Origin of the sequence: Curtobacterium sp. Leaf154 (assembly GCF_001424595.1) — a bacterium.
GTDB classification, from domain to species: domain Bacteria; phylum Actinomycetota; class Actinomycetes; order Actinomycetales; family Microbacteriaceae; genus Curtobacterium; species Curtobacterium poinsettiae.
The window spans coordinates 415,948-441,409 of the sequence record NZ_LMOS01000006.1; the positions used below are offsets into that span (position 1 = coordinate 415,948).

Annotated in this window: 25 protein-coding genes; 17 read left to right on the plus strand and 8 right to left on the minus strand. The window is 71.9% G+C overall.

The window, feature by feature from the left end:
- Positions 1-42: 42 nt before the first annotated feature.
- Both ASF75_RS13815 and ASF75_RS13820 read right to left on the minus strand, forming a co-directional pair.
- On the minus strand, positions 43-1,200 hold the full coding sequence (locus ASF75_RS13815) for a PP2C family protein-serine/threonine phosphatase (RefSeq protein ID WP_056072204.1): 1,158 nt from the start codon (positions 1,198-1,200) through the stop codon (positions 43-45).
- Positions 1,197-1,973 (minus strand): ThuA domain-containing protein, encoded by a 777-nt coding sequence (locus ASF75_RS13820; RefSeq protein ID WP_235517678.1) that lies wholly within the window; start codon positions 1,971-1,973, stop codon positions 1,197-1,199. Before ASF75_RS13820 ends, ASF75_RS13815 begins: the two co-directional genes overlap by 4 nt.
- A 140-nt stretch (positions 1,974-2,113) precedes the next feature.
- On the opposite strand from ASF75_RS13820, the gene ASF75_RS13825 reads away from it, so the two are divergent.
- Together ASF75_RS13825 and ASF75_RS13830 are read left to right on the plus strand one after the other, a co-directional pair.
- Positions 2,114-3,553 (plus strand): DUF4832 domain-containing protein, encoded by a 1,440-nt coding sequence (locus ASF75_RS13825; RefSeq protein ID WP_056072207.1) that lies wholly within the window; start codon positions 2,114-2,116, stop codon positions 3,551-3,553.
- A gap of 79 nt (positions 3,554-3,632) precedes the next feature.
- Positions 3,633-4,088: a DUF3817 domain-containing protein gene (locus tag ASF75_RS13830; RefSeq protein WP_056072209.1), complete on the plus strand. Its 456-nt coding sequence runs from the start codon at positions 3,633-3,635 to the stop codon at positions 4,086-4,088.
- A gap of 227 nt (positions 4,089-4,315) precedes the next feature.
- On the opposite strand, the gene ASF75_RS13835 is transcribed toward ASF75_RS13830, so the two are convergent.
- Both ASF75_RS13835 and ASF75_RS13840 read right to left on the minus strand, forming a co-directional pair.
- Positions 4,316-6,526 carry an NADP-dependent isocitrate dehydrogenase gene (locus ASF75_RS13835; protein ID WP_056072212.1) on the minus strand — a complete coding sequence of 737 codons (2,211 nt, stop codon included), beginning with the start codon at positions 6,524-6,526 and terminating at the stop codon, positions 4,316-4,318.
- Between the two features lie 106 nt (positions 6,527-6,632).
- Positions 6,633-7,127: a hypothetical protein gene (locus tag ASF75_RS13840; protein WP_017887887.1), complete on the minus strand. Its 495-nt coding sequence runs from the start codon at positions 7,125-7,127 to the stop codon at positions 6,633-6,635.
- 162 nt (positions 7,128-7,289) lie between these two features.
- On the opposite strand from ASF75_RS13840, the gene ASF75_RS17745 reads away from it, so the two are divergent.
- The 3 genes from ASF75_RS17745 to ASF75_RS13855 all read left to right on the plus strand — a co-directional run bounded on the left by ASF75_RS17745 (position 7,290) and on the right by ASF75_RS13855 (position 11,105).
- Entirely contained in the window at positions 7,290-8,342 is a 1,053-nt protein-coding gene (locus ASF75_RS17745; RefSeq protein WP_056072215.1) for a M23 family metallopeptidase, read from the plus strand.
- A 146-nt stretch (positions 8,343-8,488) separates the two neighbouring features.
- Positions 8,489-9,763, plus strand: a complete 1,275-nt coding sequence (locus tag ASF75_RS13850; protein WP_056072219.1) for a hemolysin family protein — start codon at positions 8,489-8,491, stop codon at positions 9,761-9,763.
- Between the two features lie 430 nt (positions 9,764-10,193).
- Positions 10,194-11,105 carry a helix-turn-helix transcriptional regulator gene (locus ASF75_RS13855; protein ID WP_017887884.1) on the plus strand — a complete coding sequence of 304 codons (912 nt, stop codon included), beginning with the start codon at positions 10,194-10,196 and terminating at the stop codon, positions 11,103-11,105.
- 45 nt (positions 11,106-11,150) lie between these two features.
- On the opposite strand, the gene ASF75_RS13860 is transcribed toward ASF75_RS13855, so the two are convergent.
- On the minus strand, positions 11,151-11,354 hold the full coding sequence (locus ASF75_RS13860; RefSeq protein ID WP_017887883.1) for a hypothetical protein: 204 nt from the start codon (positions 11,352-11,354) through the stop codon (positions 11,151-11,153).
- A 38-nt stretch (positions 11,355-11,392) separates the two neighbouring features.
- On the opposite strand from ASF75_RS13860, the gene ASF75_RS13865 reads away from it, so the two are divergent.
- Positions 11,393-12,097: a class I SAM-dependent methyltransferase gene (locus tag ASF75_RS13865; protein WP_056072222.1), complete on the plus strand. Its 705-nt coding sequence runs from the start codon at positions 11,393-11,395 to the stop codon at positions 12,095-12,097.
- Between the two features lie 225 nt (positions 12,098-12,322).
- The gene (locus ASF75_RS13870) at positions 12,323-12,805 is read left to right on the plus strand and encodes an FBP domain-containing protein (protein ID WP_056072225.1); all 483 of its coding nucleotides are present in this window, start codon (positions 12,323-12,325) and stop codon (positions 12,803-12,805) included.
- 164 nt (positions 12,806-12,969) lie between these two features.
- Here ASF75_RS13870 and ASF75_RS13875 read toward each other — a convergent pair whose 3' ends face one another.
- Complete coding sequence (locus tag ASF75_RS13875; RefSeq protein WP_056072228.1) at positions 12,970-13,956, minus strand: aldo/keto reductase; 987 nt, start codon at positions 13,954-13,956, stop codon at positions 12,970-12,972.
- 119 nt (positions 13,957-14,075) lie between these two features.
- Between ASF75_RS13875 and ASF75_RS13880 the strand changes: the two genes are divergently transcribed.
- The 6 genes from ASF75_RS13880 to ASF75_RS13905 all read left to right on the plus strand — a co-directional run bounded on the left by ASF75_RS13880 (position 14,076) and on the right by ASF75_RS13905 (position 20,303).
- Positions 14,076-14,303 (plus strand): hypothetical protein, encoded by a 228-nt coding sequence (locus tag ASF75_RS13880; protein WP_156463884.1) that lies wholly within the window; start codon positions 14,076-14,078, stop codon positions 14,301-14,303.
- Between the two features lie 141 nt (positions 14,304-14,444).
- Positions 14,445-14,990, plus strand: coding sequence for an acyl-CoA thioesterase (locus ASF75_RS13885; RefSeq protein ID WP_042537617.1), 546 nt, complete (start codon positions 14,445-14,447; stop codon positions 14,988-14,990).
- Between the two features lie 125 nt (positions 14,991-15,115).
- Positions 15,116-15,997 (plus strand): aldo/keto reductase, encoded by an 882-nt coding sequence (locus ASF75_RS13890; RefSeq protein ID WP_056072235.1) that lies wholly within the window; start codon positions 15,116-15,118, stop codon positions 15,995-15,997.
- 177 nt (positions 15,998-16,174) lie between these two features.
- Positions 16,175-16,759, plus strand: a complete 585-nt coding sequence (locus tag ASF75_RS13895) for a PadR family transcriptional regulator (protein WP_056072238.1) — start codon at positions 16,175-16,177, stop codon at positions 16,757-16,759.
- A complete protein-coding gene (locus ASF75_RS13900) occupies positions 16,756-17,484 on the plus strand; it encodes an ABC transporter ATP-binding protein (protein ID WP_056072241.1) in 729 nt (242 codons plus the stop codon). Before ASF75_RS13895 ends, ASF75_RS13900 begins: the two co-directional genes overlap by 4 nt.
- The gene (locus ASF75_RS13905) at positions 17,481-20,303 is read left to right on the plus strand and encodes an ABC transporter permease (RefSeq protein WP_056072244.1); all 2,823 of its coding nucleotides are present in this window, start codon (positions 17,481-17,483) and stop codon (positions 20,301-20,303) included. Before ASF75_RS13900 ends, ASF75_RS13905 begins: the two co-directional genes overlap by 4 nt.
- A 167-nt stretch (positions 20,304-20,470) precedes the next feature.
- Here ASF75_RS13905 and ASF75_RS13910 read toward each other — a convergent pair whose 3' ends face one another.
- The gene (locus tag ASF75_RS13910; protein WP_017887872.1) at positions 20,471-21,142 is read right to left on the minus strand and encodes an SDR family NAD(P)-dependent oxidoreductase; all 672 of its coding nucleotides are present in this window, start codon (positions 21,140-21,142) and stop codon (positions 20,471-20,473) included.
- Positions 21,139-21,537 (minus strand): cupin domain-containing protein, encoded by a 399-nt coding sequence (locus tag ASF75_RS13915; protein ID WP_056072247.1) that lies wholly within the window; start codon positions 21,535-21,537, stop codon positions 21,139-21,141. The genes ASF75_RS13910 and ASF75_RS13915 overlap by 4 nt, the downstream gene beginning before the upstream one ends.
- Before the next feature lie 110 nt (positions 21,538-21,647).
- Here ASF75_RS13915 and ASF75_RS13920 point away from each other — a divergent pair, with 110 nt between their 5' ends.
- The 4 genes from ASF75_RS13920 (at position 21,648) to ASF75_RS13935 (ending at position 25,460) form a co-directional block, all read left to right on the plus strand.
- Positions 21,648-22,808 carry a PQQ-dependent sugar dehydrogenase gene (locus tag ASF75_RS13920; RefSeq protein ID WP_056072250.1) on the plus strand — a complete coding sequence of 387 codons (1,161 nt, stop codon included), beginning with the start codon at positions 21,648-21,650 and terminating at the stop codon, positions 22,806-22,808.
- Positions 22,809-22,993: 185 nt separating this feature from the next.
- Complete coding sequence (locus ASF75_RS13925) at positions 22,994-23,911, plus strand: helix-turn-helix transcriptional regulator (RefSeq protein ID WP_056072253.1); 918 nt, start codon at positions 22,994-22,996, stop codon at positions 23,909-23,911.
- Positions 23,908-24,111 (plus strand): hypothetical protein, encoded by a 204-nt coding sequence (locus ASF75_RS13930; RefSeq protein ID WP_056072256.1) that lies wholly within the window; start codon positions 23,908-23,910, stop codon positions 24,109-24,111. Before ASF75_RS13925 ends, ASF75_RS13930 begins: the two co-directional genes overlap by 4 nt.
- Positions 24,112-24,266: 155 nt before the next feature.
- Positions 24,267-25,460 carry an MFS transporter gene (locus ASF75_RS13935; protein ID WP_056072259.1) on the plus strand — a complete coding sequence of 398 codons (1,194 nt, stop codon included), beginning with the start codon at positions 24,267-24,269 and terminating at the stop codon, positions 25,458-25,460.
- Positions 25,461-25,462: the final 2 nt, after the last annotated feature.

Here is a 25,462-nt window from a genome sequence, read left to right on the forward strand (position 1 = left end):
CCGCCCCCGTGGCAACGCTCGGCGCCCGGACGTGCTCCGCGCTCAGAGTCGGGTGAGCACCACCAGCGTGACGTCGACCTCGGCGTCCACGGCGACCGCCGTGCGCACCCGCTCGATCACGCCCGCCCCGTCCGGAGCGGACCGCACCAGCGCGGCGAGGTCGTCCAGGCGGCGGGTCCCGTCCAGCGTCAGGACACCCTGCGTGCAGATCGCCAACCGGTCGCCGGGTGCCAGGTCGAGCGAGCCGGACGACCGGGGGATCGACACCGGCTGCAACCCGAGCGGCAGGTCGACCGGGCGCAGCACCCGAGCGGGCCCGTCCGCGGGGACGAGCACCGCGAGCCCGTGGCCGGCGTCGCCGAAGTCGACGTGCCCCGACGTCGGGTCGAGCCGCAGGTGGAAGAGCGAGCCGACGGCGTCCGCGGCCGACAGGTCGGCGGTGACCTGGGCCTCCAGGCCGACGATCGTGTCCTGCACCTCGGCACCGGTCCGCGCCACCACGGCGCCGCGGACCACCGCGGCGAGCAGGCCGGACGCCGGTCCGGCGGCGCTCACCCGGCCGACGGTGACGTGCAGGGCGTCGTCCGGGGCGAGGCGCCAGTCGGCGACGTCACCCCCGCCACCGTCGTGCTGGGCGACCAGGACGTCGAGGGCGTACCCCGGCACCGCGACCGGGTCCGGCACCAGCCCGTCGAGCACCCGACGGACCCGTCCCAGGTCGATGGCGACGCCGAGTTCCCGCTCGGTCCACCGGGCGAGGTCACGCAGCAGGGCGACGTCCTCGGGGGAGAACGTGCGCGGCACCGCGTCCATCAGGCACAGCGTGCCCACCCGGGTGCCGTCGATCATGGTCAGTGGTGCGCCGGCGTAGAACCGGATGCCGTGCTCCGCCACCGCGGCCGTGTCGGCGAAGCGGGCGTCGAGCGACGCATCCGGGATCACCATCGGTTCGCGGGAGAGGACGGTCGTCGCGCAGAACTGCTCGCTCGCGGGGACGCTCGAGCCCTGGTGCCAGCCGAAGGTCGACTGGGTGGTGACGAGGTCGTGGTGGACGAGGTTGAGGAAGGTCAACGGGACGTCGAACGCCTCGTGGGCCATGCGGGTGATGCGGTCGAAGCGCTCCTCGGGTCCTGATCCCAAGATGGCGAGCGCCTCGATCACCGCGGTGCGGCGGTCCGCATCGGCGAGATGGTTGGTCACCCGGCCTGTCTACCCGCATCGTCCGCCAGGAACCAGTCCCTCGGGTGGGGGTCGGCGGTCAGCGCGCGGCGCTCGGAAACCGGTGCAGCCCAGGCGGCGGCGTTCGACAGCACGCGCTGGATGTCCGGGTGGTGGTACACGGGGTACTCCTGGTCGCCCGGCGAGAAGTAGAAGACCCGGCCGAGACCACGGCGGTACGCGACGCCGGAGCGGAACACCTCGCCGCCCGCGAAGGTCGACAGGAAGACCTCTTCGTCGGGGCGCGGGATGTCGAAGTACTCGCCGTACATCTCCTGCCGGTCGATGACGATCGGGTGCGGGACCCCGGCGGCGATCGGGTGCTCGGGCGCGACGGTCCAGACGAGTTCACGCTCGCCGTCGTTCCGCCACTTCAGCGAGCAGGTCGTGCCCATCAGGCGCTTGAACGGCTTGGAGTAGTGGCCGGAGTGCAGCACCACCAGCCCCATGCCGGCGTGCACGGCGTCGACGACCAGGTCGACGACGGCGTCGCGCACCTCGTCGTGGGCGACGTGCCCCCACCAGAACAGCACGTCCGTGGTGGCCAGTCGTTCGGCGGTGATGCCGTGGTCGGGTTCCTGCAGGGTGGCGGTGGAGACGTCGGCCCCGGGCTGCGACCGCCGGAGCGCCTCGGCGATCACGGTGTGCATGCCGTCGGGGTAGTGCCCGGTGACCGTCGCGTCACCGCGGGTCTCGTGCACGTTCTCGTTCCAGACGACGATGTTCAGGGGACGGTTCTCGGTCGACGGCGACATGGGACCAACGCTACCCGTGATCGGATTGCGCAGACACTGGCGTTTTCTGATCGTTTCGCCTAGCTTCGGATCACAAACGCGCAGACGGCGGTACCAGGGGGTACCGATCCCCGTCCGCGCCGAGGACAGGGGCTCGTCCGATGCAGCACCGAACCATCACCACCGTCGCGCTCGCGGCGGTGCTCGCACTCGCCGTACCGACCGCCGCGTGGGCATCGCCCACCGGTCACCACCAGCAGCGGACCGCGACCACCTCGACCGTGACCTACACGGCGAGCGACGCGGTCATCCCGAACCCCTCGCGCGGGTTCGACCACACCACCGAGACGCACTACCGCGCCGACGGCACCGGGTACACGCCGCTCGACGCCGCGACGCTCCGGGGCTACCGGGCCGAGGGCGTCACGCAGGTCGTCCGGGTGTTCTACATGGAGGCGTTCGTCCAGCAGCGGCAGCTCAGCCCGGCCTGGCTCGCGCTCGTGCAGCACGACTACGACACCGCACGTGCAGCCGGCGTGGGTGTGATCACCCGGTTCGCGTACGTCCAGGGCGGCTCGTACCCGTACTCGGCGCCCTACGGGGACGCCGACCTGCCGACCGTGCTCGCGCACATCGAGCAGCTCACCCCGACGCTCCGCCGGAACGCCGACGTCATCCCGACCCTGCAGGGGGGCTTCATCGGGCTCTGGGGCGAGGGCTACTACACCGACCACTTCGCCAGCGACCCGGCGAACCCGGGGGTGCTGACCGAGGCCGACAAGGACGCCAGACGCCAGGTCCTGCAGGCCGAGCTCGCCGCCCTGCCGTCCAGCCGATCGGTCCAGGTCCGCACCATGCAGATGAAGCAGGACGCGCTCCGCACCCCGTCCGGCACGGCCGGGGCGCTCACCCCGGAGCAGGCGCACGACGGTTCCCCGGCGTCGCGGATCGGGCACCACAACGACTGCTTCCTCGCCTCGGCGGACGACTTCGGCACGTTCCTGAGCAACCCGCTGTCCCTCGACCAGGACTACCTGGCGGCGGAGTCGCGGTACGTCCCCGTCGGCGGTGAGACCTGCGCCGTGAACACGCCGCGGACCGACTACCCGTCCGCCTCGGCCGAGATGGCGAAGTACCACTACAGCTACCTCAACCTGGACTACAACAAGGACGTCCTGGCGACCTGGGGCACGGACGGCATGACCGACGCCGCGAAGAAGCTCGGCTACCGCTTCACCATGACCTCGAGCACCGCCACCTCGGGCGCGAAGGCGTCGGTGGCGGTGTCGATCCGGAACGACGGCTGGGCGGCGCCGTACAACAGCCGCCCGGTGCACCTCGTCCTGACCGACGGCGACCGCCGGGTGACCGTGCCCGTGGCCGCCGACGCGTCGTCCTGGCAGCCGGGACGGACCGTGACCGTCCGGGCGTCCCTCGCCGACGTGCCGAACGGGCGCTGGAGCGTCGCACTGGCCCTGCCCGCACCGGAGGCCTCGGTGGCGACGGACCCCGCGTTCGCGATCCAGACGGCGAACACCGGCACGTGGGACGCGAGCACGGGCGTGAACCGCCTCGGTCAGACGGTGGTCGTACAGCACTGAGCAGACCTGCAGCGCGCCCCGGGTCGGACGATCCGGGGCGTTCTGCTGTCTGTCAACCGGGTCCGCCACGATTGACGGCATGACTCCGCGCTCCCTGTTCCGCGCCGCCGCGGTGGCCGAACTCGTGACCTGGACCCTGCTCATCGCCGGGATGGTGCTCAAGTACGGACTGGACGCCGGCGACTGGGGCGTCCGCATCGGCGGCGGCGTGCACGGCTTCGTGTTCCTGGCGTACCTGGTGGTCACGACGGTCGTCGCCGTGAACCAGCGGTGGTCGTTCGGGGCGCTCGTGCTCGGCTGGGTCAGTGCCGTCGTGCCGTACGCCACCGTGCCGTTCGAGGTCGCGGTCGCCCGCCGCGGCATGCTCGAGGGGTTGTGGCGCCGCTCGCCGGACGCCCACTCGGGCTTCTGGGACCGCCTGCTGTTCTTCGTCGTGCGTCGTCCCGCGGTGGCCGCCGGCATCGGGGTCGTGGCCGTCGCCCTGGTCTTCACCGGGCTGCTGACCGTCGGCCCGCCCGTGCCGTCGCGCGGCTGAGGCGACGAGCGCCCCCCGGCTGATCAACGAGTGAGCAGAAGACGTCCGGTTCGCAAGCGGGACCCGACGTCTTCTGCTCACTCGACGCGGCTGTGGTCGCGACCACGGCCGGACGGGAGGTGGGCCCCACCAGCCGGTACCGGCGCACCGCGCCAGCGGGGTGACGGCCGTGCCTGGAGGGACGGTGCCAGCTGGCACCGGGCCTCCCGTCCGTGGGCTGGGCGCTGCTAGAGCGCTGCCAGCGCCGCGTTCAGCGTGGCGGACGGGCGCATGACCGCGCTCGTCTTGGCGTCGTCGGGGCGGTAGTAGCCACCGATGTCTGCCGGGTGGCCCTGCACCGAGACGAGCTCGTCGACGATGGTGCGCTCCTGCTCACCGAGCTTCGCCGCGAGGTCCGCGAACGACGCCGCGAGCTCGGTGTCCTGGGTCTGCGCGGCGAGCTCTTCGGCCCAGTACTTCGCCAGGTAGAAGTGGCTGCCGCGGTTGTCGATCGAGCCGAGCTTGCGGCCAGGGGACTTGTCCTGCTCCAGGAACGTCCCGGTGGCGCGGTCGAGGGTCTCGCCCAGGATCTTCGCCCGCTCGTTGCCCGTCACACCGGCCAGGTGCTCGAGGCTGACCGCCAGGGCCAGGAACTCGCCCAGGCTGTCCCAGCGCAGGTAGTTCTGCTGCACGAGCTGCTGCACGTGCTTCGGCGCGGAACCACCGGCACCGGTCTCGAACAGGCCGCCGCCGCCGAGCAGCGGGACGACGGAGAGCATCTTCGCCGAGGTGCCGAGCTCCATGATCGGGAACAGGTCGGTCAGGTAGTCGCGCAGGACGTTGCCGGTGACCGAGATGGTGTCCTCGCCGCGGCGGATGCGCTCGAGCGAGAAGCGCATGGCGTCCTCGGGCGCGAGGATCTCGATCTGCAGGCCCTCGGTGTCGTGCTCGCCGAGGTACTTCCGGACGAGCCCGATCAGGTTGGCGTCGTGCGCGCGGGTCTCGTCGAGCCAGAAGACGGCCGGCGTCGCGGAGGCACGGGCACGGGTGACGGCGAGCTTCACCCAGTCGCGGATGGCGACGTCCTTGGTCTGGCAGGCGCGCCAGATGTCACCGGGCTCGACGTCGTGCTCGATGACGACGTCGCCCGAGGCGGTCGTGACGCGGACGACACCGGCGCCGGGGAGCTCGAAGGTCTTGTCGTGCGAGCCGTACTCCTCGGCCTTCTGCGCCATCAGCCCGACGTTGGGCACGGAGCCCATCGTCGACGGGTCGAAGGCGCCGTGGGCGCGGCAGTCGTCGAGCACGGCCTGGTAGATCCCGGCGTAGCTCGAGTCGGGGATGACGGCGAGGGTGTCGTGCTCGTCGCCGTCCGGACCCCACATGTGTCCCGAGGTGCGGATCATCGCGGGCATCGAGGCGTCGACGATGACGTCGCTCGGTACGTGCAGGTTCGTGATGCCCTTGTCCGAGTCGACCATGGCGAGCTCGGGGCCGTCGGCGATGCCCTGCTTGAAGGCACGCTCGATCTCGGCGCCGTTCGGCAGCGCACCGAGGCCGGCGAGGATCGAGCCGAGGCCGTCGTTCGGGGTGAGGCCGGCGGCGGCGAGGTCGGCGCCGTAGCGTTCGAACACCGTCGGGAAGAACGCCTTGATGACGTGGCCGAAGATGATCGGGTCCGAGATCTTCATCATGGTGGCCTTGAGGTGCACGGAGAACAGGACGTCCTCGGCCGCGGCGCGCTCGATCTGCTTCCGCAGGAACGACTCGAGGGCGGCGACGTGCAGCACGGTGCCGTCGACGACCTCGCCCTGCAGCACGGGGATCGACTGCTTGAGGACCTGCTCGCTGCCGTCCTCAGCCACGAAGGTGATCGTCAGGACGTCGTCGGCGGGGGCGATCCAGGACTTCTCGTTCGACCGGAAGTCGTCGACGCCCATGGTGGTGACGTTCGTCTTCGAGTCACGCGACCAGGCGCCCATGCGGTGCGGGTGCTTGCGGGCGTAGTTCTTGACCGACAGGGGTGCGCGGCGGTCGGAGTTGCCCTCGCGCAGCACCGGGTTGACGGCGCTGCCCTGGACGCGGCCGTAGCGGGCGCGGACGTCGCGCTGCTCGTCGGTGGTGGCCTCGTCTGGGTAGTCGGGCAGGTCGTAGCCCTGCGACTGCAGTTCCTTGATCGCGACCTTGAGCTGGGGGATCGACGCCGAGATGTTCGGCAGCTTGATGATGTTCGCCTCGGGGGTCTTCGCCAGGTCGCCGAGCTCGGCGAGGGCGTCGTCCAGGCGCTGCTCGTCGGTGAGCCGCTCCGGGAACTGGGCGATGATCCGGCCGGCGAGCGAGATGTCGCGGGTCTCGACGTCGACACCCGCGGTGCCGGCGAAGGCCTGGATGACCGGGAGGAAGGAGTGGGTGGCGAGGAACGGCGCCTCGTCCGTGAGGGTGTAGATGATCTTGGCCATGCTGGCGGGTACTCCCTTGTTCGACCGTCGGTACGTCCACGGTACTCGTGGCGCAGGATGTCTCGACATCAAGATACATCGCCCCCCAGAGTGGGGCGTGAGCGCGTCAGTCGCCGAGCGAGACGCGGAACACCCGGACGCCCGCGGCACGGAGCCCGGCGAGGCCGAGCCGCATGCGCAGGGGCCGGAAGGGGCGTCGGAACCCGGACGACGCCGAGGCCGCGTCGATCTGGTGCAGGACCTCGGACGTCAGGGTGCGCTCGAGCTTCGGTGCGAGGCGGGTCACCCCGGACACCGTGACGACGATGCGCACGGCGTGCGGCGCGAGCAGCGGCGCGATGAGCTCGGCCGCCGCCTGGGCCCGGTGGAACGCGGGGTCGTCACCGGGGCGACGGATCGCGATGACGGCGAGCGCGGCATCCCAGGTCTCCTCGGGGTCCGGCAGGTCGTCGACCCCGATGACCCGCATCCGTGCGGCGTCGATGCCGGCGCGCACGGCCGCGGCCCGGAGCACGGGCAGGAGTTCCTGGGTACCGGCCAGCACGACGTCGGCCGACGACAGGTCGACCGTTCCGTACCGCTCGCGCGGCGTTCGGGCCATGGTGCGGGTCCTTCCGTCGCTTTCCCTCGACCGTACTGATCGGGGCGGCCCGGGGGACGCGGCAGCACAGGGTGATCAGGCCCCTCCCAGCCGACTCGGTAACGAAAAGATCACGGAAGGGCCTGTACAAAGCGACAGAGTCGTGCAGAATGGTTGGCGGCCATGACGACTGCACCCGAACCCGAACAGCACCCGGCGACCCCGGTGGTGCACCTGTCCCGTCGCGCCGCCCTCGAAGCCGAGCGCGCAGCCGCCCGCGGACCGCAGCGTCGCAGCAAGGCGGCTCCGGTGGCGAAGGTCGCGAAGCCGGCCAAGGTCGCGCAGGTCGCGCAGGTCGCGCAGGCCGCCAAGCCAGCGAAGCCCCTCGTCCTCGCCACCACCGAGCCGACCGGCCGCCGCGCCGCAGCCGCGCGCGCCACCACCGAGCACGTCGACGACCGCATCCAGCGCGTGGTCCGCCGCCCCGCACCCCGGGCAACCCGCACGGCGACCGCACCCAGGGCCTCCCGGTCGGCCCGCGCCGGACGCATCACGCTCACCAGCGCCGCCGCCGCCATCGCGATGTTCGCCGCGTCGGCGATGCCCGCACACGCCAGCGCCGGCACCTCGATGGCCACCTCGACCATCGCGCCGATCGTGCGCACCCAGGACTACGCCGTGACCCAGGCGGTCACGGTCGCCGGCTCCGACCGCGACGGGTTCACCGTCGGCGGCGGGTCGACCGTCACGACGAAGACGGCAAGGTCCTCCGGCACCGCCGGTGGCGCCGTGTCGTTCGGCGGCGCGGTCCGCTCGCCGTTCCCCGGCCCCGTGCAGATGAGCTCCGGCTTCGGCTACCGCTCGGCACCGTGCGGCGCGTGCTCGTCGCTGCACCAGGGCCTCGACTTCACCCCGGGCATGGGGACGCCGATCGGTGCCGTCGCCGCGGGCAAGGTCCGGGTCTCCGGCACGTACTTCTCGTACGGCAACGCGGTCATCATCGACCATGTGGTCGACGGCCGTCAGGTGTCCACGCTGTACGGCCACATGATCCCCGGGTCGTCGCCGCTCAAGGTCGGCGACACCGTCGCGGCCGGACAGTTCATCGGACTCGTCGGGTCCTCCGGCGTCTCGACCGGCGCGCACCTGCACCTCGAGGTCCTGATGGACGGCGTCACGCCGATCGACCCGAAGGCGTGGCTCGAGGCCCGCATCGGTCGCTCGCTCACCCTGTAGCGACCACGCCCCGTCGCCGCGCGACGATCCACAGCCGTTGTCGAGCACCAGCACGGTGATGTCCCAGTCGCCCTGTGCAGACTCACAGGCATGGACGATCCCCACAGACCGCCCGCCCGTCGTCGATCCGAGGAAGCTGCCCGCTGATGGGCGCCGACACCTGGATCGCCTTCGGGCTCGTCATCCTCTTCGTGCTCGTCGGCGGGGTCTTCGCGGCCGCCGAGATCGCACTCGTCTCCCTGCGTGAATCGCAGCTGCAGCAGCTCGAACGCCGCGGCCCCCGGGGCGTGCGGGTCGCCGAGCTCGGCCGCGACCCGAACCGGTTCCTGTCCGCCGTGCAGATCGGTGTGACCGTCGCCGGGTTCTTCTCCGCCGCGTACGGAGCGTCGTCGATCGCGCCCGACGTCGCGCCGCTCCTCCAGGGACTCGGGCTCGAGCAGGGCACGTCCGAGGCAGTTGCCCTCGTGCTCATGACCCTGGTCATCGCGTACCTGTCGCTCGTGTTCGGCGAACTCGTGCCGAAACGCCTCGCCCTGCAGCGTGCCGAGGGCTTCTCGATGGCCGTCGCCCCGACCCTGGAGCGCTTCGCGGTGCTGATGCGGCCGGTGATCTGGCTGCTCTCGAAGTCCACCGACACCGTCGTGCGACTGCTCGGTGGCGACCCGAACGCCCGCAGCGAGTCGATGAGCACCGAGGAGCTCCGCGGCCTGGTCGACGAGCACACCGGCGTCGACGAGCAGGGACGCCGGATCGCCCGCAGCGCCCTGGACGCCGGTGACCGCATCCTGCGCGAGTCCATGCGCCCCTGGTACGACGTCTCGACGCTGGACGCCGGCGTCTCCGTCGCCGAGGCCACCGACCAGGCCATCGCGGCCGGGCACACGCGGTACCTCGTGACCTCCGGCGGGCGTGACGAGGTGCAGGGCTTCGTGCACCTCCGTGACCTGCTGCGTCCGGTCGACCCCGCGGCCCCCGTCGCCACGCTCGTCCGGCCGGTGCTCGCCCTGCCCGAGACGAAGTCGCTGTCGAGTGCGATCGCGGACATGCGCACCGACGGCCACCAGATCGCCCTGGTCGTCGACGAGTACGGCGGCAGCGCGGGCATGGTCACGCTCGAGGCGCTGCTCGAAGACCTCGTCGGTCGGATCAGGGACGAGTGGGACACCGCCGAGCACGACGAGTCCGTGCTGGCGCACGACGGCGTCGACGGCGCCACGGTGCTCGAGGACCTGGCAGCGGACGGCGGACCGGTGCTGCCGGACGGCGACTACGAGACGGTCGGCGGGCTCGTGCAGGTGCAGCTGGACCGCGTGCCCGAGGTCGGCGACGTCGTCGTGGCCGGCGGCCATCGCCTCGAGGTGACCGCCATGGACGGTCACCGGGTCGCGCGCGTGCGCATCGGGGCCGACGCCGCGCCCTGATCGCGGGACCACGGCGGACGGGAGGCCCGTGGCGGCGGGCGGTCGTAACACCCCGCGGGGCGCCGGCGAGCGGTCACAGGTCGTCGCCTGCGGCGCCACCAGCCGACAGGTCGCGACCACCCGGCGGGCAGCACGCGACGTTTCGTGACCAGTCGGGCACGGCCGGTCACGCAACGGAAGGCGACCAGACGGCGGACGGGAGGCGCGTGGCGGGGCCGTCCCGCGCCTCCCGTCCGCTCCGGGCGGTCACAACACCCCGCCAGACGCTGACGAGCGGTCACAGGCCGTCGCCTGCGGCGCCACCAGCCGACAGGTCGCGACCACCCGGCGGGCAGCACGCGACGCGTCGTGACCAGTCGGCGACGGCCGGCGGCCCCGCCACGGCCCTCCCGCCCGCGTGCCGCACGGCCCGGGCACGTACGCTCGTCGCATGGGTATCGACGTGCGCAACGAGATCCGCGACTTCCTGTCCTCCAGGCGGGCGCGGCTCACCCCCGAGCAGGTCGGCATGCCGTCGTTCGGCGGCGGGGTGCGGCGGGTCCCCGGGCTGCGTCGGCACGAGGTCGCCATGCTCGCCGGCGTCAGCGTCGACTACTACACGCGGCTCGAGCGCGGCTCGCTCAAGGGCGTCTCGGACAGTGTGCTCGAGGGTCTGGCGAGCGCCCTGCAGCTCGACGAGGACGAGCGTGCGCACCTGTGGGACCTGACGCGCCTGGCGAACTCCGGCGCGAAGGTCATGCACCGGAACGTGCCGACCCGCGTCCGCCCCGGCGTCCAGCGCCTGCTCGACGCGATCACCGGCGCCCCGGCCTGGGTGCGGAACGAGCGCGGGGACGTCGTCGCGACGAACGAACTCGGCCGTGCCCTGTACGCACCGCTCTTCGCCGGGCCCGGGCGCCCGGTCAACACCGCACGCTTCACGTTCCTCGACCCGGCGGCCCGCGACTTCTTCCCGGACTGGGCGCAGACCGCGAAGGACGCCGTGGCCGTGCTCCGGACCGCCGCGGTGTCGAACCCCTGCGAGCCGGGGCTCATCACGCTCGTCGGTGAGCTCTCCACCCGGAGCGAGGAGTTCCGCGGCTGGTGGGCCGCACACGACGTCCGGATGCAGCGGACCGGCAAGAAGCGCATCGACCACCCGATCGTGGGGGAACTCCGGCTGTCCTACGAGGCGCTCGACCTGGTCGCCGACCCCGGTCTGACGCTGTTCTCGTACTCGGCCGAACCAGGCAGCGACTCCGAGCGGTCGCTCGCACTGCTCGGCAGCTGGGCCGCGACGGAACGGGCCGAGCAGTACGCGGCCGTCCGCGAGTCGGAGTCCGAGTCCGAGTCCGTCGACTGACCCGCCCCGACGACGGACGGGTGCATCAGCGCCGTGGTCGGACCGTCAGGCCTGGGGCGGGACGTCGCCGTCGAACAGCTCCGGTGAGCGCATCCGCTCGATGCGCAGCTGACGCTCCGTCGCCGACAGCCGCAGCACGCGGATCGCGGCGAACACGAGCACGATGAGGGCGACGGCCAGCACGGCGAGCGCCAGCACGAACAGGGCGTACAGGACGACGACGAATCCGAGACCACTGTCTGCGAGCATCTGCCGAAGATAGCAGCGCGGGTTCGTAGGGTGGGGACGTGACCAGGACGACGGACGGCTCAGCAGGGGATGCGGACCGTCGGCAGCACCGCCGGCCCGAGCCCGCGTTCGCCCGTGCGGTCGCGAAGGCCCTCGGCGACGCCCGGACCGTGCTCGACGTCGGTGCCGGTGCCGCCGGGTCCTACGCGCCGACCGACCGCGACGTGACCGCGGTGCAGGCCGCCGAGGACCTTCCCTTCGCCGACGACGCCTTCGACGCCGCGGTGTCGACCTTCTCGCTGCATGGGTGGGCCGACCTCGAGCGCGGGCTCGCCGAGGTGCGTCGGGTGACCCGAGGGCCGATCGTGATCGTGACGTTCGACCCCGACCGCATCGAGCGCTCCTGGCTCGCCGAGTACGCCCCCGAGGTGCTGTCGGCCGAGGCCCGTCGCCACCCGGCACTGCCTCGGATCACCGACGCGCTCGGCGACGACACCGCGACGAGCACCCCGTTGCCGATCCCGTTCACGTGCGTCGACGGGTTCGCCGAGGCGTACTACGCCCGCCCGGAACGCCTGCTCGACCCAGCCGTGCGCCGCGCGGACCCGGCATGGGACCTGGTCGACGAGTTCACCGTCCGGCGGTCGGTGGCTGCGCTCCGGACCGCGCTGGAGTCGGGGGAGTGGGACCGACGGCACGGGTCGCTCCGGATCCGCCCGACGTACGAGGGCTCCGTCGTCTTGGTCACGGCGACGCCGAACTGACCGCGGACGATCAACGCGGCGGCACCGGCCCGGCCCGGGCTTGACACCCGGTCGTAGGCTGGTCGGGTGAGCTTCCAGGAGGTGGTCGGCGCCCGTATCGCCGGCATCAGGGCGTGAGGCCCCCGGTCGTGCCCTCGGGCGCGGCCGTCCTCGTCGAACCCTGACCTCCTCCGCCCGGTGCGGTGTGCGTCCGCACACCCCGGGCCTGCTCGAAAGCGATCACCCATGCTCCCCGTCACGGAGAAGACCCTCCGCACGTCCTTCGTCAACGCCTCCCGCAAGGAGACGACCGACATCACACTGCCCGCCGGCTTCGAGACGCTCGACTGGGACGCGCTCGACTACCTCGGCTGGCGCGACCCGAAGATCGGTCGGCGGGCGTACGCCGTCGTGCCGACCCTGGACGGCGAACTGATCGGCATCCTGTTCCGGCAGGCCGAGGCCTCGCCGCGCTCCCGCGCCCAGTGCTCGTGGTGCCAGGACGTCAAGCTGCCGAACGACGTCACGTTCTACAGCGCCAAGCGGTCCGGGCCGGCCGGTCGCAACGGCAACACCGTCGGCACCCTGGTGTGCCAGGACTTCCAGTGCTCGCGGAACGTCCGGAAGCTGCCGCCGCCCGCCTACGAGGGCTACGACGTCGAGGCAGCGCGGCTCCGGCGCATCGAGGACCTGCAGGTCCGGGCCGCGTCCTTCGCCGCCGAGGTCTGAGACGCCGGCGTCGTGGCGAGACGCCGCCGAGTCAGCGAGACGCCGCCGGATTCGGGGGCGTCACGCGCTGACGCCGGCGTCTCGCGTCCGCAAACGCGACTGACGACGGACGGGAGGCCCGGTGCCAGCTGGCACCGGGCCTCCCGTCCGTCAACCGGTCGCGTCTAGCGACCGATGGTCGACATGTCGGGGTAGCGGTCACCGGTCGGGACGGGCAGCGCCGACAGGCGCGACAGCTGGTCCGTCGTGAGGGTCAGGTCGGCTGCGCCGACGTTCTCCTCGAGGCGTGAGACCCGCTTCGTGCCGGGGATCGGGACGATGTCGTCGCCCTGGGCCAGCAGCCATGCGAGCGACACCTGCGCCGGAGTGGCGTCGGCCTCGATCGCGATGTCCTTGACGGCGTCGACGATGCGCATGTTCTGCGCGAACGCCTCCTGCTGGAAGCGCGGGTTCGCCAGGCGGAAGTCGTCGGAGTCCAGGTCGGACGGCTTCGTGATGGCACCCGTCAGGAACCCGCGGCCGAGCGGCGAGTACGGCACCAGGCCGATGCCGAGCTCGCGCAGGGTGTCGAGCACGTCGCCCTCGGGGTCCCGCGTCCACAGCGAGTACTCGCTCTGCAGTGCGGTGATCGGGTGGACGGCGTGGGCCTTGCGGATGGTCTCGGCTCCGGCTTCGGACAGCCCGATGTGCCGGATCTTGCCCTCCTGCACGAAGTCGGCGAGCTGGCCGATGACGTCCTCGATCGGGACGGCGGGGTCGACGCGGTGCTGGTAGTAGAGGTCGATGTGGTCCGTACCGAGGCGACGGAGGGAGCCTTCGAGCGCCTCGCGCACGGACTCCGGCTGACTGGAGAGACCGCGCTGCTGCGTCGGGGTCTCCTCACCGGCCTCGTGGCGGTACAGGCCGAACTTGGTCGCGATGACGACGTCGTCGCGACGGCCCTCGAGCGCGCGGCGCAGGAGTTCCTCGTTCGTGTAGGGGCCGTACGCCTCGGCGGTGTCGAACATGGTGACGCCGAGGTCGATCGCGCGGTGGATGGTGCGGATCGACTCGTCGTCGTCGGTGCCGGCGCCCGTGTAGAAGGCGCTCATGCCCATGGTTCCGAGGCCGATGGGTCCGACCTCGAGGTCTGCGAGCTTGCGTGTGTGCATGCTGCAGGTCTACTCCCGGTCCCCGGGACGGCGGGAGGCACTGGCTGTACCCGCCTCGTCATCGCTACGCTGCCAGGACGGGGCAGGGGCCCCGGGTTCGGGGGAGTGTCGTGGTCGTCATGTGGATCGTCATCGCCGTGGTCGTCGTCATCGGCGCCCTGCTGACCGTGCTCGAGGTGCAGAACCGTCGTCGTCGGCGGGTGCTCGAATCGATCGAAGACCTGTCGGATCCGCGTGACAGCGCACGCGCCGCGGCCGAAGCCGATGCGGCGCACTCCAGGACCGAGGGGCTCGCCAAGTCCGCGCATCCCGGCATCACCGGCGCCGGCGGCGGCATCCCCGGCTGAACCGGCCGAGCTGGACTGTCGGCCCCGCCGTTCGCGCCGCTTGTCGGGACCAGGCGTTCCGGTTCGCCGGTCGCCCGCGCGCTTGGTGAGGTTCCTCCAAGGTGCTGGCACGAGCACGCGGTCCACTGGTGTGATCGTCCCGTGAACCTGTACTTCCGACTGCTCCTGCTGCAGCTGCGCACCCGGTTGCGCGCTCGGGTCGGTGGACGCCGCCGGGCCTCGCTCTGGGACGAGGTGCGGACGCCGTTCCGGGTCGCTCCGACCGACCTCGACCCGTTGCGGCACGTCAACAACGGCAAGTACCTGTCGATGCTCGACCTGGGTCGGCTCGACCTGATGCTCCGCTCCGGGTACTGGGCGGTGCTGTCCGAACGTGGCTGGTACCCCGTCGTGTCGGCGCAGACGATCACGTACAAGCGGTCGCTGACGCTCGGGCAGCGGTTCGAGCTCCGCACCCACGTGCTCGGGGTCGACGACCGTGCCGTGTACCTGGAGCAGACGTTCGTGCGCGGCGGCGCCGTGATGGCTCGAGCCGTGGTGCAGGCCCGGTTCCTGCGGCGTGCCGGCGGGACCGTGCCGACCGCGGACCTGCTCGAGGCTGCGGGTGGCGCGGACCGCGACCTGACCCTGCCCGACTGGGTGCACGACTGGGCGAGCGCGACCCGGATCAGCAGCAGCGCGGCCTGAACGGCAGCACGACCGCTCCGAACGCCACGGTGCGCACGAACCCGTCCGTGGACTCTGCGAGCACGGCAAGCGGTCGGGGGACACCGACTCAGGGACCGGCAACGCATCGGGCGTAGACCGGGGACATGACCACAGGCACTGACACCACGAACCGTCCGGCCGCGTCCTCCGGCACCTTCCGCATCGGCGGCGACCTCGAGATCAACCGGCTCGGCTACGGCACCATGCAGCTCACCGGCCCCGGCGTCTGGGGACCGCCGAAGGACCACGACGAGGCGATCCGCGTCCTCAAGCGCGCCGTCGAGCTCGGCGTGAACTTCTTCGACACCGCCGACTCGTACGGCCCCTACGTCGCCGAGGAGCTCCTGAAGGAGGCCCTGCACCCCTACGGCGACGACGTCGTCATCGCGACGAAGGCCGGCCTGACCCGCACCGGCCCGAACGTCTGGCCGCCCGTCGGCCGCCCCGAGTACCTGCGGCAAGAGGCGGAGATGAGCCTCCGCCGCCTGGGCCTGGAGCGCATCGACCTGTTCCAGCTGCACCGCATCGACCCGAAGGTCCCGCTCGAGGACCAGGTCGGCGAGCTGAAGAAGCTGCAGGACGAGGGCAAGATCCGCCACATCGGCCTGTCCGAGGTCTCCGTCGACGAGGTCAAGGCCGCACAGCAGATCGCCACGATCGTCTCCGTGCAGAACCTCTACAACCTGCAGAAGCGTGACGCCGAGGAGCTGCTCGACTGGTCCGAGCAGCAGGGCATCGGCTTCATCCCGTGGTTCCCCCTGGCCACGGGTGGCCTGACCGGCGAGGACTCGCCGCTCACCGAGATCGCCGAGCGCAAGGGCGCCACCCCGGCGCAGCTGGCGCTCGCGTGGCTGCTCAAGCGCTCCCCGGTGATGCTGCCGATCCCCGGCACGTCGAGCGTCGCGCACCTCGAGGACAACCTGGCGGGTGCCACGGTCGAGCTGACCGACGACGAGTTCGAGGAGCTGGCGAAGCTGGGTCACTGACCCGTCGGACGCGACCGCGGGTCGCGAACGCGACCAGCCGACGGACGGGAGGCGCGGTGCCAGCTGGCACCGCGCCTCCCGTCCGTTTTTCGCCCTATCCAGATCCGCGCTTGCGCGCGCATACCGGGTATGTGCATACTCGGTATGGCCACGGTGGCCCGGGACAGGGGAAGTGTCATGAGCGTTCGGATGGGCGTACTCGCGCTGCTGGTGGGGGGACCCGGCTACGGGTACCAGCTCCGGGGGGAGTTCGAGCACCGCACCGGCGGGAGCTGGCCACTGAACATCGGCCAGGTCTACACGACCCTGGACCGCCTGGAACGCGACGGCCTGGTCGCCCGCGGCGACGCCGACGACGACGGCCACGTCGTCTACACGGCGACCGACGCGGGGCGGGCGGAGGTGGCCCGCTGGTTCAGCGAGCCCGTGCCGGCGAAGCGCGGCCGCGACGAGCTGGCGATCAAGTTCGCCCTCGCCGTGACCGTGCCCGGGGTCGACGTCGCCCGGCTGGTGCAGGTGCAGCGTGGTGCCGCGATCCGGAACCTGCAGGACCTGACGCGGCTGAAGCGGACCACCGACCCGTCGACGGACCTGGCGTGGTCGCTCGTGCTCGAGTCGATGGTGTTCCAGGCCGAGGCCGAGGTGCGCTGGCTCGACCACGTGGAGTCGAGCGTGGCGCGGTACCGGCCGGACGAGCACCCGGCAGCACCGGCCAGTGCCGACGCCTCCGCTTCCGCTGCCGCGCCCCGGAGCGCACGGTGACCGCCGCACCGCTCCTGCAGCTCGAGGCCGTGAGCGTGCACTACGGCTCCGGCGCCAAGGCCGTCACCGCCCTGGCCGGCATCGACCTGCGGGTCGAACGCGGCGAGATGGTGGCCGTGATGGGCACCTCGGGGTCGGGCAAGTCGACGCTGCTCGCCTGCGCCGGCACCCTGCTGCCGCCGACGAGCGGCGAGGTCCTGATCGACGGCGCGTTCGTCTCCGACCGTCCCGCCAGGGAACTCGCAGCGCTGCGGCGCCGGCTGATCGGGTTCGTGTTCCAGGACTTCAACCTGATCCCCTCGTTGACCGCGGTCGAGAACGTGGCGCTGCCGCTCGAACTGGACGGGTGGAAGGCCTCGCAGGCCCGCCGCGCCGCGGAACTCGCGCTGGACAACGTCGAGCTGTCGCACCGTGCCGACGCCTACCCGGACGACCTGTCCGGCGGGCAGCAGCAGCGCGTCGCGATCGCCCGCGGCGTGGTCGGTGAACGTCGACTCGTGCTCGCCGACGAACCGACCGGCGCCCTCGACTCGCAGACCGGCGAGGTCGTGCTCCGCATGCTCCGTCGACACGTCGACGCTGGAGCCGGCGCCCTCCTGGTGACCCACGACGCCCGGCACGCGGCTTGGGCGGACCGGATCGTGTTCCTGCGCGACGGACGTGTCGTCGACGAGACCGTGTACTCGGGCGTCGAGACCGCGCTGACGGACCGGACCGCGTCGTGAGCCGGGGCCGGCGTTCCGGGACCGCCCGGACGCCGTTCGCCCTCCGACCGGCGCTCCGTCTGGGGCGTCGGCTGGCGTTCGCGAAGGCAGGCCGCGCGGCACTGATCATCGCGCTCATCGGGATCCCCACCGCGGGGTTCGCGGCCGTCGCCGTCGTGGTGCAGTCGACGCAGGCCACCGCCACCGAGCGGCTCGACCACGACCTCGGGCACGCATCGGCGCAGATGCGGGTGTCCGGCCCGGACCTGCCCGGCATGGTGCAGGACCCGGTGCAGTGGGAGTTCACCGACTCGAAGCGGAACAGCCCGGTCACGAAGTCGGACCAGGACTCCCCGTTCGCGAACGTCCTGGCACACGTGCCCGACGGTGCGCTGTCGATCCCGGTCGGCAGCACGCCCGTCGTGCTCCAGGGGCCGAAGGGTCCGGTCGGGCTGACCGCCGTCGAGGGCAGCGTCTGGGACCCGTCGCTCGACGGTCACTGGCACGTGCTCGAGGGTTCCCGGCCGACCACACGCAGTGAGCTCATGGTCACGCCGGCCACGCTCGACCGCCTCGGGGCGCGGATCGGTGACACGGTGGACCTGACCGACCCCGTCACCAAGCGCTTCACGATCACCGGCACCATGACCGACCTGGGCACCGACCCGGGATCGCAGGGCATCTTCCTGCCCTGGGGCACGACGCTCTCGACGACCGACACCACCGACGACGTCGGGCTGACCGACGTCACCGTGTACCTGCCGTCGGACGCCCCGACCTGGTCGGAGATCCGGCAGCTCAACGCGCACGGCATCGTCGTGCAGTCGCGTCCGGTCGTGCTCGACCCGCCGGACGCCCGGCTCCCCGGCGGTCAGATGAGCTCGACGATCGGCTGGTACCTCGGCGCGATGGCACTGCTCGGCGTCTTCGCGATGTTCGAGGTCGCCCTGCTCGCCGGTGCCGCGTTCCTGGTCGGCACCCGGGCGGACACCCGCTCGTACGCCATCGTCACGAGCGTCGGCGGTGACAAACGGTTCGTCCGCACGATCGTCGCCGGGTCCGGCCTGGTGCTCGGGCTCGTCGGCGCGGTCCTCGGCGTGGCCGTGGGCACCGGGGTCGGCGTGCTCGCCTACCGACTCATCGACAACGGCAACGTGGTGTCGTTCCCCGGGTTGCACGTGCCGCCGCTCCTGCTGTTGTCCATCGCCGCCGCGGGGGTGCTCGCCGGGCTCGTCTCCGCGCTCGTCTCCGCACGGTCGGCCACCCGGATCAACGTGCTCGCAGCCCTGCGGGGTTCGCTCCGTCCGGTGCCCGTCAGCCGTCCGGCCCGCCGACGGCGGCGCATCTGGGGGCCGCTGCTCGTGGTCCTCGGGGCACTGACGACGATGGTCTGCGGCGTCGGGGTGCTCATGCTCAACGACCGTCCCGTGCAGGACGACCACTGGGCCTGGGTGGTCGGTGCCGGTGTCGCGCTCGGGCCGTGCCTGATGCAGCTCGGCATCGCCATCTGCTCACCGTGGCTGCTCGCCCTGGTCACCCGGCTCACCTCGCGGGCCGGTCTGTCGGCGCGACTGGCCGCCCGCGACGCCCGCCGCAACCCGGTCCGCACGGTGCCGGTGCTCGCCAGCGTGATGAGCGTCGTGTTCGTGGCCTCGGTCGTCATCACGTGGAGTGCGTCGAGCCACGCCCAGTACGTCCGCGGGTACGAGTACACGACGGCGGTCGGGGTGGCGACGTCCGAGGTGCTGACCGAGACGAAGGACGGCGGCAGTACCGGTCGCCACGACGCGGAGCTGACCGCCCACGCCGCGAAGGTGGTGTCCGGGGTCTTCGACCAGGACCGCATCCGGGTGCTCGGTGTCACGCAGGAGCAGCCGGGCGACACCCCCTCGACCGTCACGATCCCGCACCGCTGGAGCGCGTACGACTGCCCGGCGAACGACACGACGAGCTGCTCGTACTACCTGGACACGGCGAGCGCGTCGATGCCGCACATCTGGACGGGCACCGTCGACGACTACGCCGTGCTCACCGGACACCAGCCGTCCGCAGCCGTCCGGAGCGCACTCGAGGGCGGTCGGGCCGTGTCGCTCTGGCCCGAGTACGCCCACGACGGTGCGGTCCGCGTCGACACGTTCCACGACCGGACGTGGGACAGCGAGCCCATCACCGAGCGCACCCGACCGGCGGCCAGCGTCTCGATCCCCGCGGTGCTCGACGTGCAGACCCCGCGGATCCAGGTCGGCGTCTTCATGACGAAGGCCACTGCCGAGCGGTACGGCGTCCCCGTGGTCGACGGCATGCTCGTCACGACGTTGCCGCACGACCTCGACCCTGCCCAGGCGGACGAGCTGAGCTCGGCGTGGCAGAGCTTCGGCGGCGACGACCGTGCACGGTGGAGCGGCCCGACGTTCACGTACGAAGCCGGTCCCACCGACAACGAGGCGCTCATCCGGGCGATCGTCCTCGCACTCGCCGCGGCCGTGACCATCGGTGCGACGGCGGTGGCGATCGGACTCGCACGGTCCGACGGGCGTCGGGACGACGAGGTGCTCGACGCCATCGGTGCCGCTCCGCGTCTGCGCCGTGGGGTGTCGACCTGGCAGGCGGCGATCCTGGCCACGGTCGGCTCGGTGATCGGCACGCTGCTCGGCCTCCTGCCGATCCGCGCCCTGACCCTGCGGTTCACCGAGAGTCCGGTCGGGGTGAACCACATGCCGTTCGTGCCGGACTGGCCGGTGCTGGCGCTGCTCGCGATCGGCCTGCCCCTCGTGGTGACGGCCGGGGCGTGGCTGACGTCGCGGGGTCGGCGGCGGGTGGCGGTGCGACGGGCGCACTGACGCGCGTGCTGCGTGAGGCTTCGCTTGGTGAGCAGAAGATGTCGAGTCGGCTGCTCGGACTGGAGGCCCGTGGCGGCGTCGCCACGGGCCTCCAGTCCGTCAGGGAGTGAGCAGAAGACAACGGGTCGCGTCTCCGGACCCGTCGCGTTCTGCTCACTCGATGCCGCTCACGGGAGCTCGGGCAGCGCCTCCGCGTAGGCGCGGAAGTCGCCGCGTTCCGTGTGGATCGCCCACAGGCGGTCGGCGATGGACTCCCCGGAGTGCTCGGGCTGCCCGTCGTCGATGCCGAACGGGATGATGAGCTGCCCGACGTGGACGTCCTCGTCGCGGACGGCGTCGTGCAGGAGCTGCGCGTAGGCGCTCTCGGCCGCGAAGGCGACGGAGGTGCCGGTGACGCGGGCGCCCGGTCGGACCGCGCTGCCGCCGTTCACGAACAGGATCGTGCCGTGGCCGATCGCGCGCATGCCGGGCAGCACCTGGCGGACGGCGTTGACCGAGCCGTAGACCGAGAACTCGATCGGGCCGACCAGGTCGTCCGCCGTGGTCTCGAGCACCGGGCGCATGTACTCCTTGGCGGGGAGCGGGCTGTACTGCAGCACCTCGATGGGGCCGAGCTGCTCGGTGGCGCGCTCGAGTGCGGTGCGCAGGGAGTCCCCGTCACGGACGTTCGCGGCGAACCCGGCTGCGGTGTGGCCGCGCTCACGCAGCTCCGCGGCGAGGCCGTCCAGGCGGTCCTGGTTGCGGGAGATCAGGGCGACGGCGAAGCCCTCGCGGGCGAAGCGCTCGGCGACGGCGAGGCCGAGGCCCTTGCCGGCCCCGACGATGGCGATGGTGGTCATGCGGTGTACTCCTCGTCGCTCACGTGCTCGAGCCAGGTGGTGGTCGTCGCCGGGTCGTCGGCGGCATCGAGCATCGCGAGGTGTTCCATGTAGTCGGTGGGGGTCGCGCCGTGCCAGTGTTCCTCGCCGGCCGGCGTGGTGACGGTCTGTCCAGCCTGCACCTCGATGACGTGTCCGTCCCGGGTGCCCATCCGCGCCACGCCCTCGGTGACGCGCAGGGTCTGCCCCTTGGCGTGCGAGTGCCAGGCGGTGCGGGCACCGGGCAGGAACCGGACCTTGGCGACGGTCATCGTCTGACCGGGCTCCTTCGGCGAGGCGATGGCGTCGAGGTACACGTCGCCGGTGAACTGCTCGGGCGGGTTCTTGACGGTCGGCTGCTTCGGTTCGATCTGCATGCCGACGACGGTAGGCCGCCGTGCGCACCGTCGGGAGGTGCCGACAGACCCCCTCAGGGGTTTCCCGAACGCAGCGTGTGTGATCGACCAACGACCCCGGGAGGATCATCGTGGACACACCCGCCGGAACGCCCCGCAGCCGCCGCCTCTGGTCGGTGGCCGGCCTCGCCGCCGTCGCGGCGCTGGCCCTCACCGCCTGCACGAGCAGCGACGGAACGGAGCAGGACGGGTCCGATCGCGGCGGCTCGCCGTCGGCGCGCGCGACCGCACCCGCCGACCTGTCGGCCGGGCAGGTGGCGCTCGACGGTGACACCACCGACGTGGTCACCGGCCTGGAGGCCCCCTGGTCGGTGGTCCTGACCGGTGACGACGGCGACGCGCTGGTCAGCGAGCGCGACTCGGCCCGGGTGCTCGAGCTGCGGTCTGACGGCACCACCCGCCAGGTCGGCACCGTCGACGGTGTCAGCCACGGCGGCGAGGGAGGACTGCTCGGGCTCGCACTGCACGACGACGACGACCTGTTCGTGTACTCCACGGCCGACGACGGCAACCGGATCCAGCGGTACGAGCTGACCGGGGACACCGGGTCGTGGGGGCTCGGCGAGGCGACGACGATCATCGACGGTCTGCCGAAGAACTCGTTCCACGACGGCGGCCGGATCGCGTTCGGTCCGGACGACATGCTCTACGCGAGCGTCGGGGACGCCGGCGCGAGCACGGACGCGCAGGACGAGGACTCGCTCGCGGGCAAGATCCTGCGGCTCACGCCGGACGGCGACGTCCCCGCCGACAACCCGATCAACGGGTCACCGGTGTGGAGCCTCGGACACCGCAACGTGCAGGGCATGGGGTGGTCGTCGGACGGCACGATGTTCGCGTCGGAGTTCGGCGAGAACACGCACGACGAGCTCAACGTGATCGAACCGGGATCGAACTACGGCTGGCCCGAGGTCGAGGGCACCGGCGGCGAGGACCAGGGCTTCGTCGACCCCGTGCAGCAGTGGTCCACCGATGAGGCGTCCCCGAGCGGCCTCGCCGTCGTCGACGACACCGTGTTCGTCGCGAACCTGCGGGGCGAGGTGCTCCGGGCGGTCCCCGCCGACGAGCCCGGCACCGCGACCGAGTACTTCGCGGGTGACTTCGGCCGCATCCGGACGGTGCTCGAGGGCCCGTCGGACACGCTCTGGTTCGTCACGAACAACACCGACGGCCGCGGGACACCGTCGAGCGGGGACGACCGGATCGTCTCCGTCCCGTTCACGCGCACGTGAACGGGACGCTTGTGTCCCTTCGTTCGCTTCAGGTCGCCTGACGCGGTGGTGGCGACCACCGCACGTCCGAGCGCGGCCCGCACCGCGCCTCCAGGCCGCTCGTGGTCGCGTCAGACCGCCGGGCGCCACCTGACGGGTACCAGCAGCCCCTGCTTCCGCCACCCTGCCGGCCGTGCCGTGGACGCATGGACACCAGGAGCGAAGTGCGTGACTTCCTGCGCACACGCCGCGAGCGCGTCACGCCGCAGCAGGTCGGGCTGCCCGACTTCGGCGGGGTCCGCCGCGTCAAGGGACTGCGTCGTGAAGAGCTCGCACTAATCGCGGGGATGAGCGTCGACTACTACGTCCGCCTCGAGCGCGGGAACCTGACCGGTGTGTCCGAGGGCGTCCTCGAAGCGCTGTCCCGCGCACTCCGTCTCGACGACGCCGAGCACGCGCACCTGTTCGACCTGGCCCGCCTGCAGAACGCCTCGGGGGCCTCGCGCCGGACGACCCCGACGTCGAAGGTCCGGCCGAACGTGCAGCGGGTGCTCGACTCGATCAGCGCGCCCGCCTGGGTCCGCAACGGCCGCTTCGACTTCCTGGCCGGCAACACCCTCGCCCGAGCGGTGTACTCGCCGCTGTTCCTCTCGCCCTCCGGTACCCCGAACACCGCGCGCTTCGCGTTCCTCGACCCGCGGGGGCAGCAGTTCTGGCGCGACTGGGACTCGGTCGCCGGGGACGTGGTCGCCGCGCTGCGCGCCGAGGCGGCCCGCTCGCCGTACGACAAGGGGCTGACGGACCTGATCGGGGAGCTCTCCACCCGCAGCGACGAGTTCCGGCGACGCTGGGCCGCGCACGACGTGATGCGGCACCGGAGCGGCGTGAAACGCGTGCACCACCCGGACGTCGGCGACATCGACATGACCTACGAGACGATGGAGCTCGTCACCGACTCCGGACTGACCATGGTCGTGTACGGCACCGAGCCCGGGTCGTCCTCCGAGGAACGGCTGCAGCTGCTGGCGAACCTCGCTGCGACGAGCGCGACGGCCGTGTCGACGGACACCATCTCCGCTGGTGCTGCTGGCGCTGCCGCCGCTGCTGCCGGGGAGGACGCGTGAACGAGACCGAGTCCGTCGAGACCGTCGTCCCGGCTCCGACGACCGGGTTCCTCGGTCGACTGCGGTTCCGGTGGCGTGCCGAGCAGGAGATCCACGAACTCACCCGCGACCGCGAACTCGAGGAACGGGTCCGAGCCGAGGCAGCGGTGCGGCTCGCGCCCGGGCCGTGGCACCTGGGGGAGCTGTTCCGGCGGCGGTGACGGCTGAGGGGGGAAGACAGCACCTGTCACGGCCCCGCGGTCGGCCCTAGCGTCGAGGTCATGCCGTTCGTCGACACCGACCCCGAGTTCACCCGGAACCACGCCGACTTCGTGGACGAGACCCTGCGGAACGCCTCGCTCGGAGCACCCGGAGCATGAGCACGGAGCACTCGATGTCGACGGGCCGGACACTGCTGTTCGCCGTCGCCGGGGGAGCGGCGGTCGGCAACCTGTACTGGTCGCAGCCGCTGCTCGACGACATCGCATCGTCGCTCGGCACCTCGGCGTCGCTCGCCGGACTGCTCGTCACGCTGACCCAGGTCGGCTACGCCCTCGGCATCCTGCTCGTCGTGCCGCTCGGGGACGTCCTCGACCGCCGGCGCCTCATCCCCTGGGTGCTCGTCGCCTCCGCCGTCGCGCTGCTGCTCGCCGCGATCGCTCCGACCTTCGCGACGCTCCTGGTCGCCCTGGCGCTGGTCGGGCTGACCACGGTCGCCGGGCAGCTCCTCATCCCGCTGGCCGGGGACCTCGCCGACCCCGCGCAGCGCGGACGCGTGGTCGGCACGATCGCGTCCGGGGTGCTCACCGGCATCCTGGTGTCGCGGACGATCAGCGGCCTGGTCGCGGACGCGTTCGGGTGGCGTGCGATCTACGTGCTCGCCGCCGTCGTCGCGGTGGTCCTCGCCCTGCTGCTGCGGCGCGCCATCCCGGAGCTCGAAGCCCGCGGCGGGGTGCGGTACCCGCAGCTCATCCTGTCGGTGTTCCGTGCCATCGGGACCCACCGGACCGTGCAGGTCACGCTCGTGATCAGCTCGTCGGTCTTCGCCGTGTTCACGATGTTCTGGACCGCCCTGACGTTCCTGCTCAGCAGCGACCCCTACGACTTCTCCACCAGCAGCATCGGGCTGGTCGGCCTGGTGGGGCTCGCGGGTGCCGTGGCGGCGCAGCGGGTCGGGCGACTGCACGACCGGGGGCTGTCGGTACCCGTCACCGGGGGAGCGATCGTGCTCCTGCTCGTCTCCCTGGTCGTCGCCGGGATCGGTGCGCACTCGATCGTCGTGGTGCTGCTCGCCGTGCTGCTGCTCGACGTCGCCGTGCAGGCCGCGAACGTGCTCAACCAGACCCGGCTGTTCTCGGTCGACCCGGCCGCGCGGAGCCGGCTCAACACCGCCTTCGTCACCTCGAACTTCATCGGCGGGGCGATCGGCTCCGCGCTGGCGTCGGTGCTGTGGAACGCCGGAGGCTGGACGGCGGTCACGATCGGCGCTGCGGTGCTGACCGGGTTCGCCGCGACGGTCTGGGTCGCGCACCGGAACCGCGGGCTCGTGGTCGAGCCGGAGCGGGTGTGACC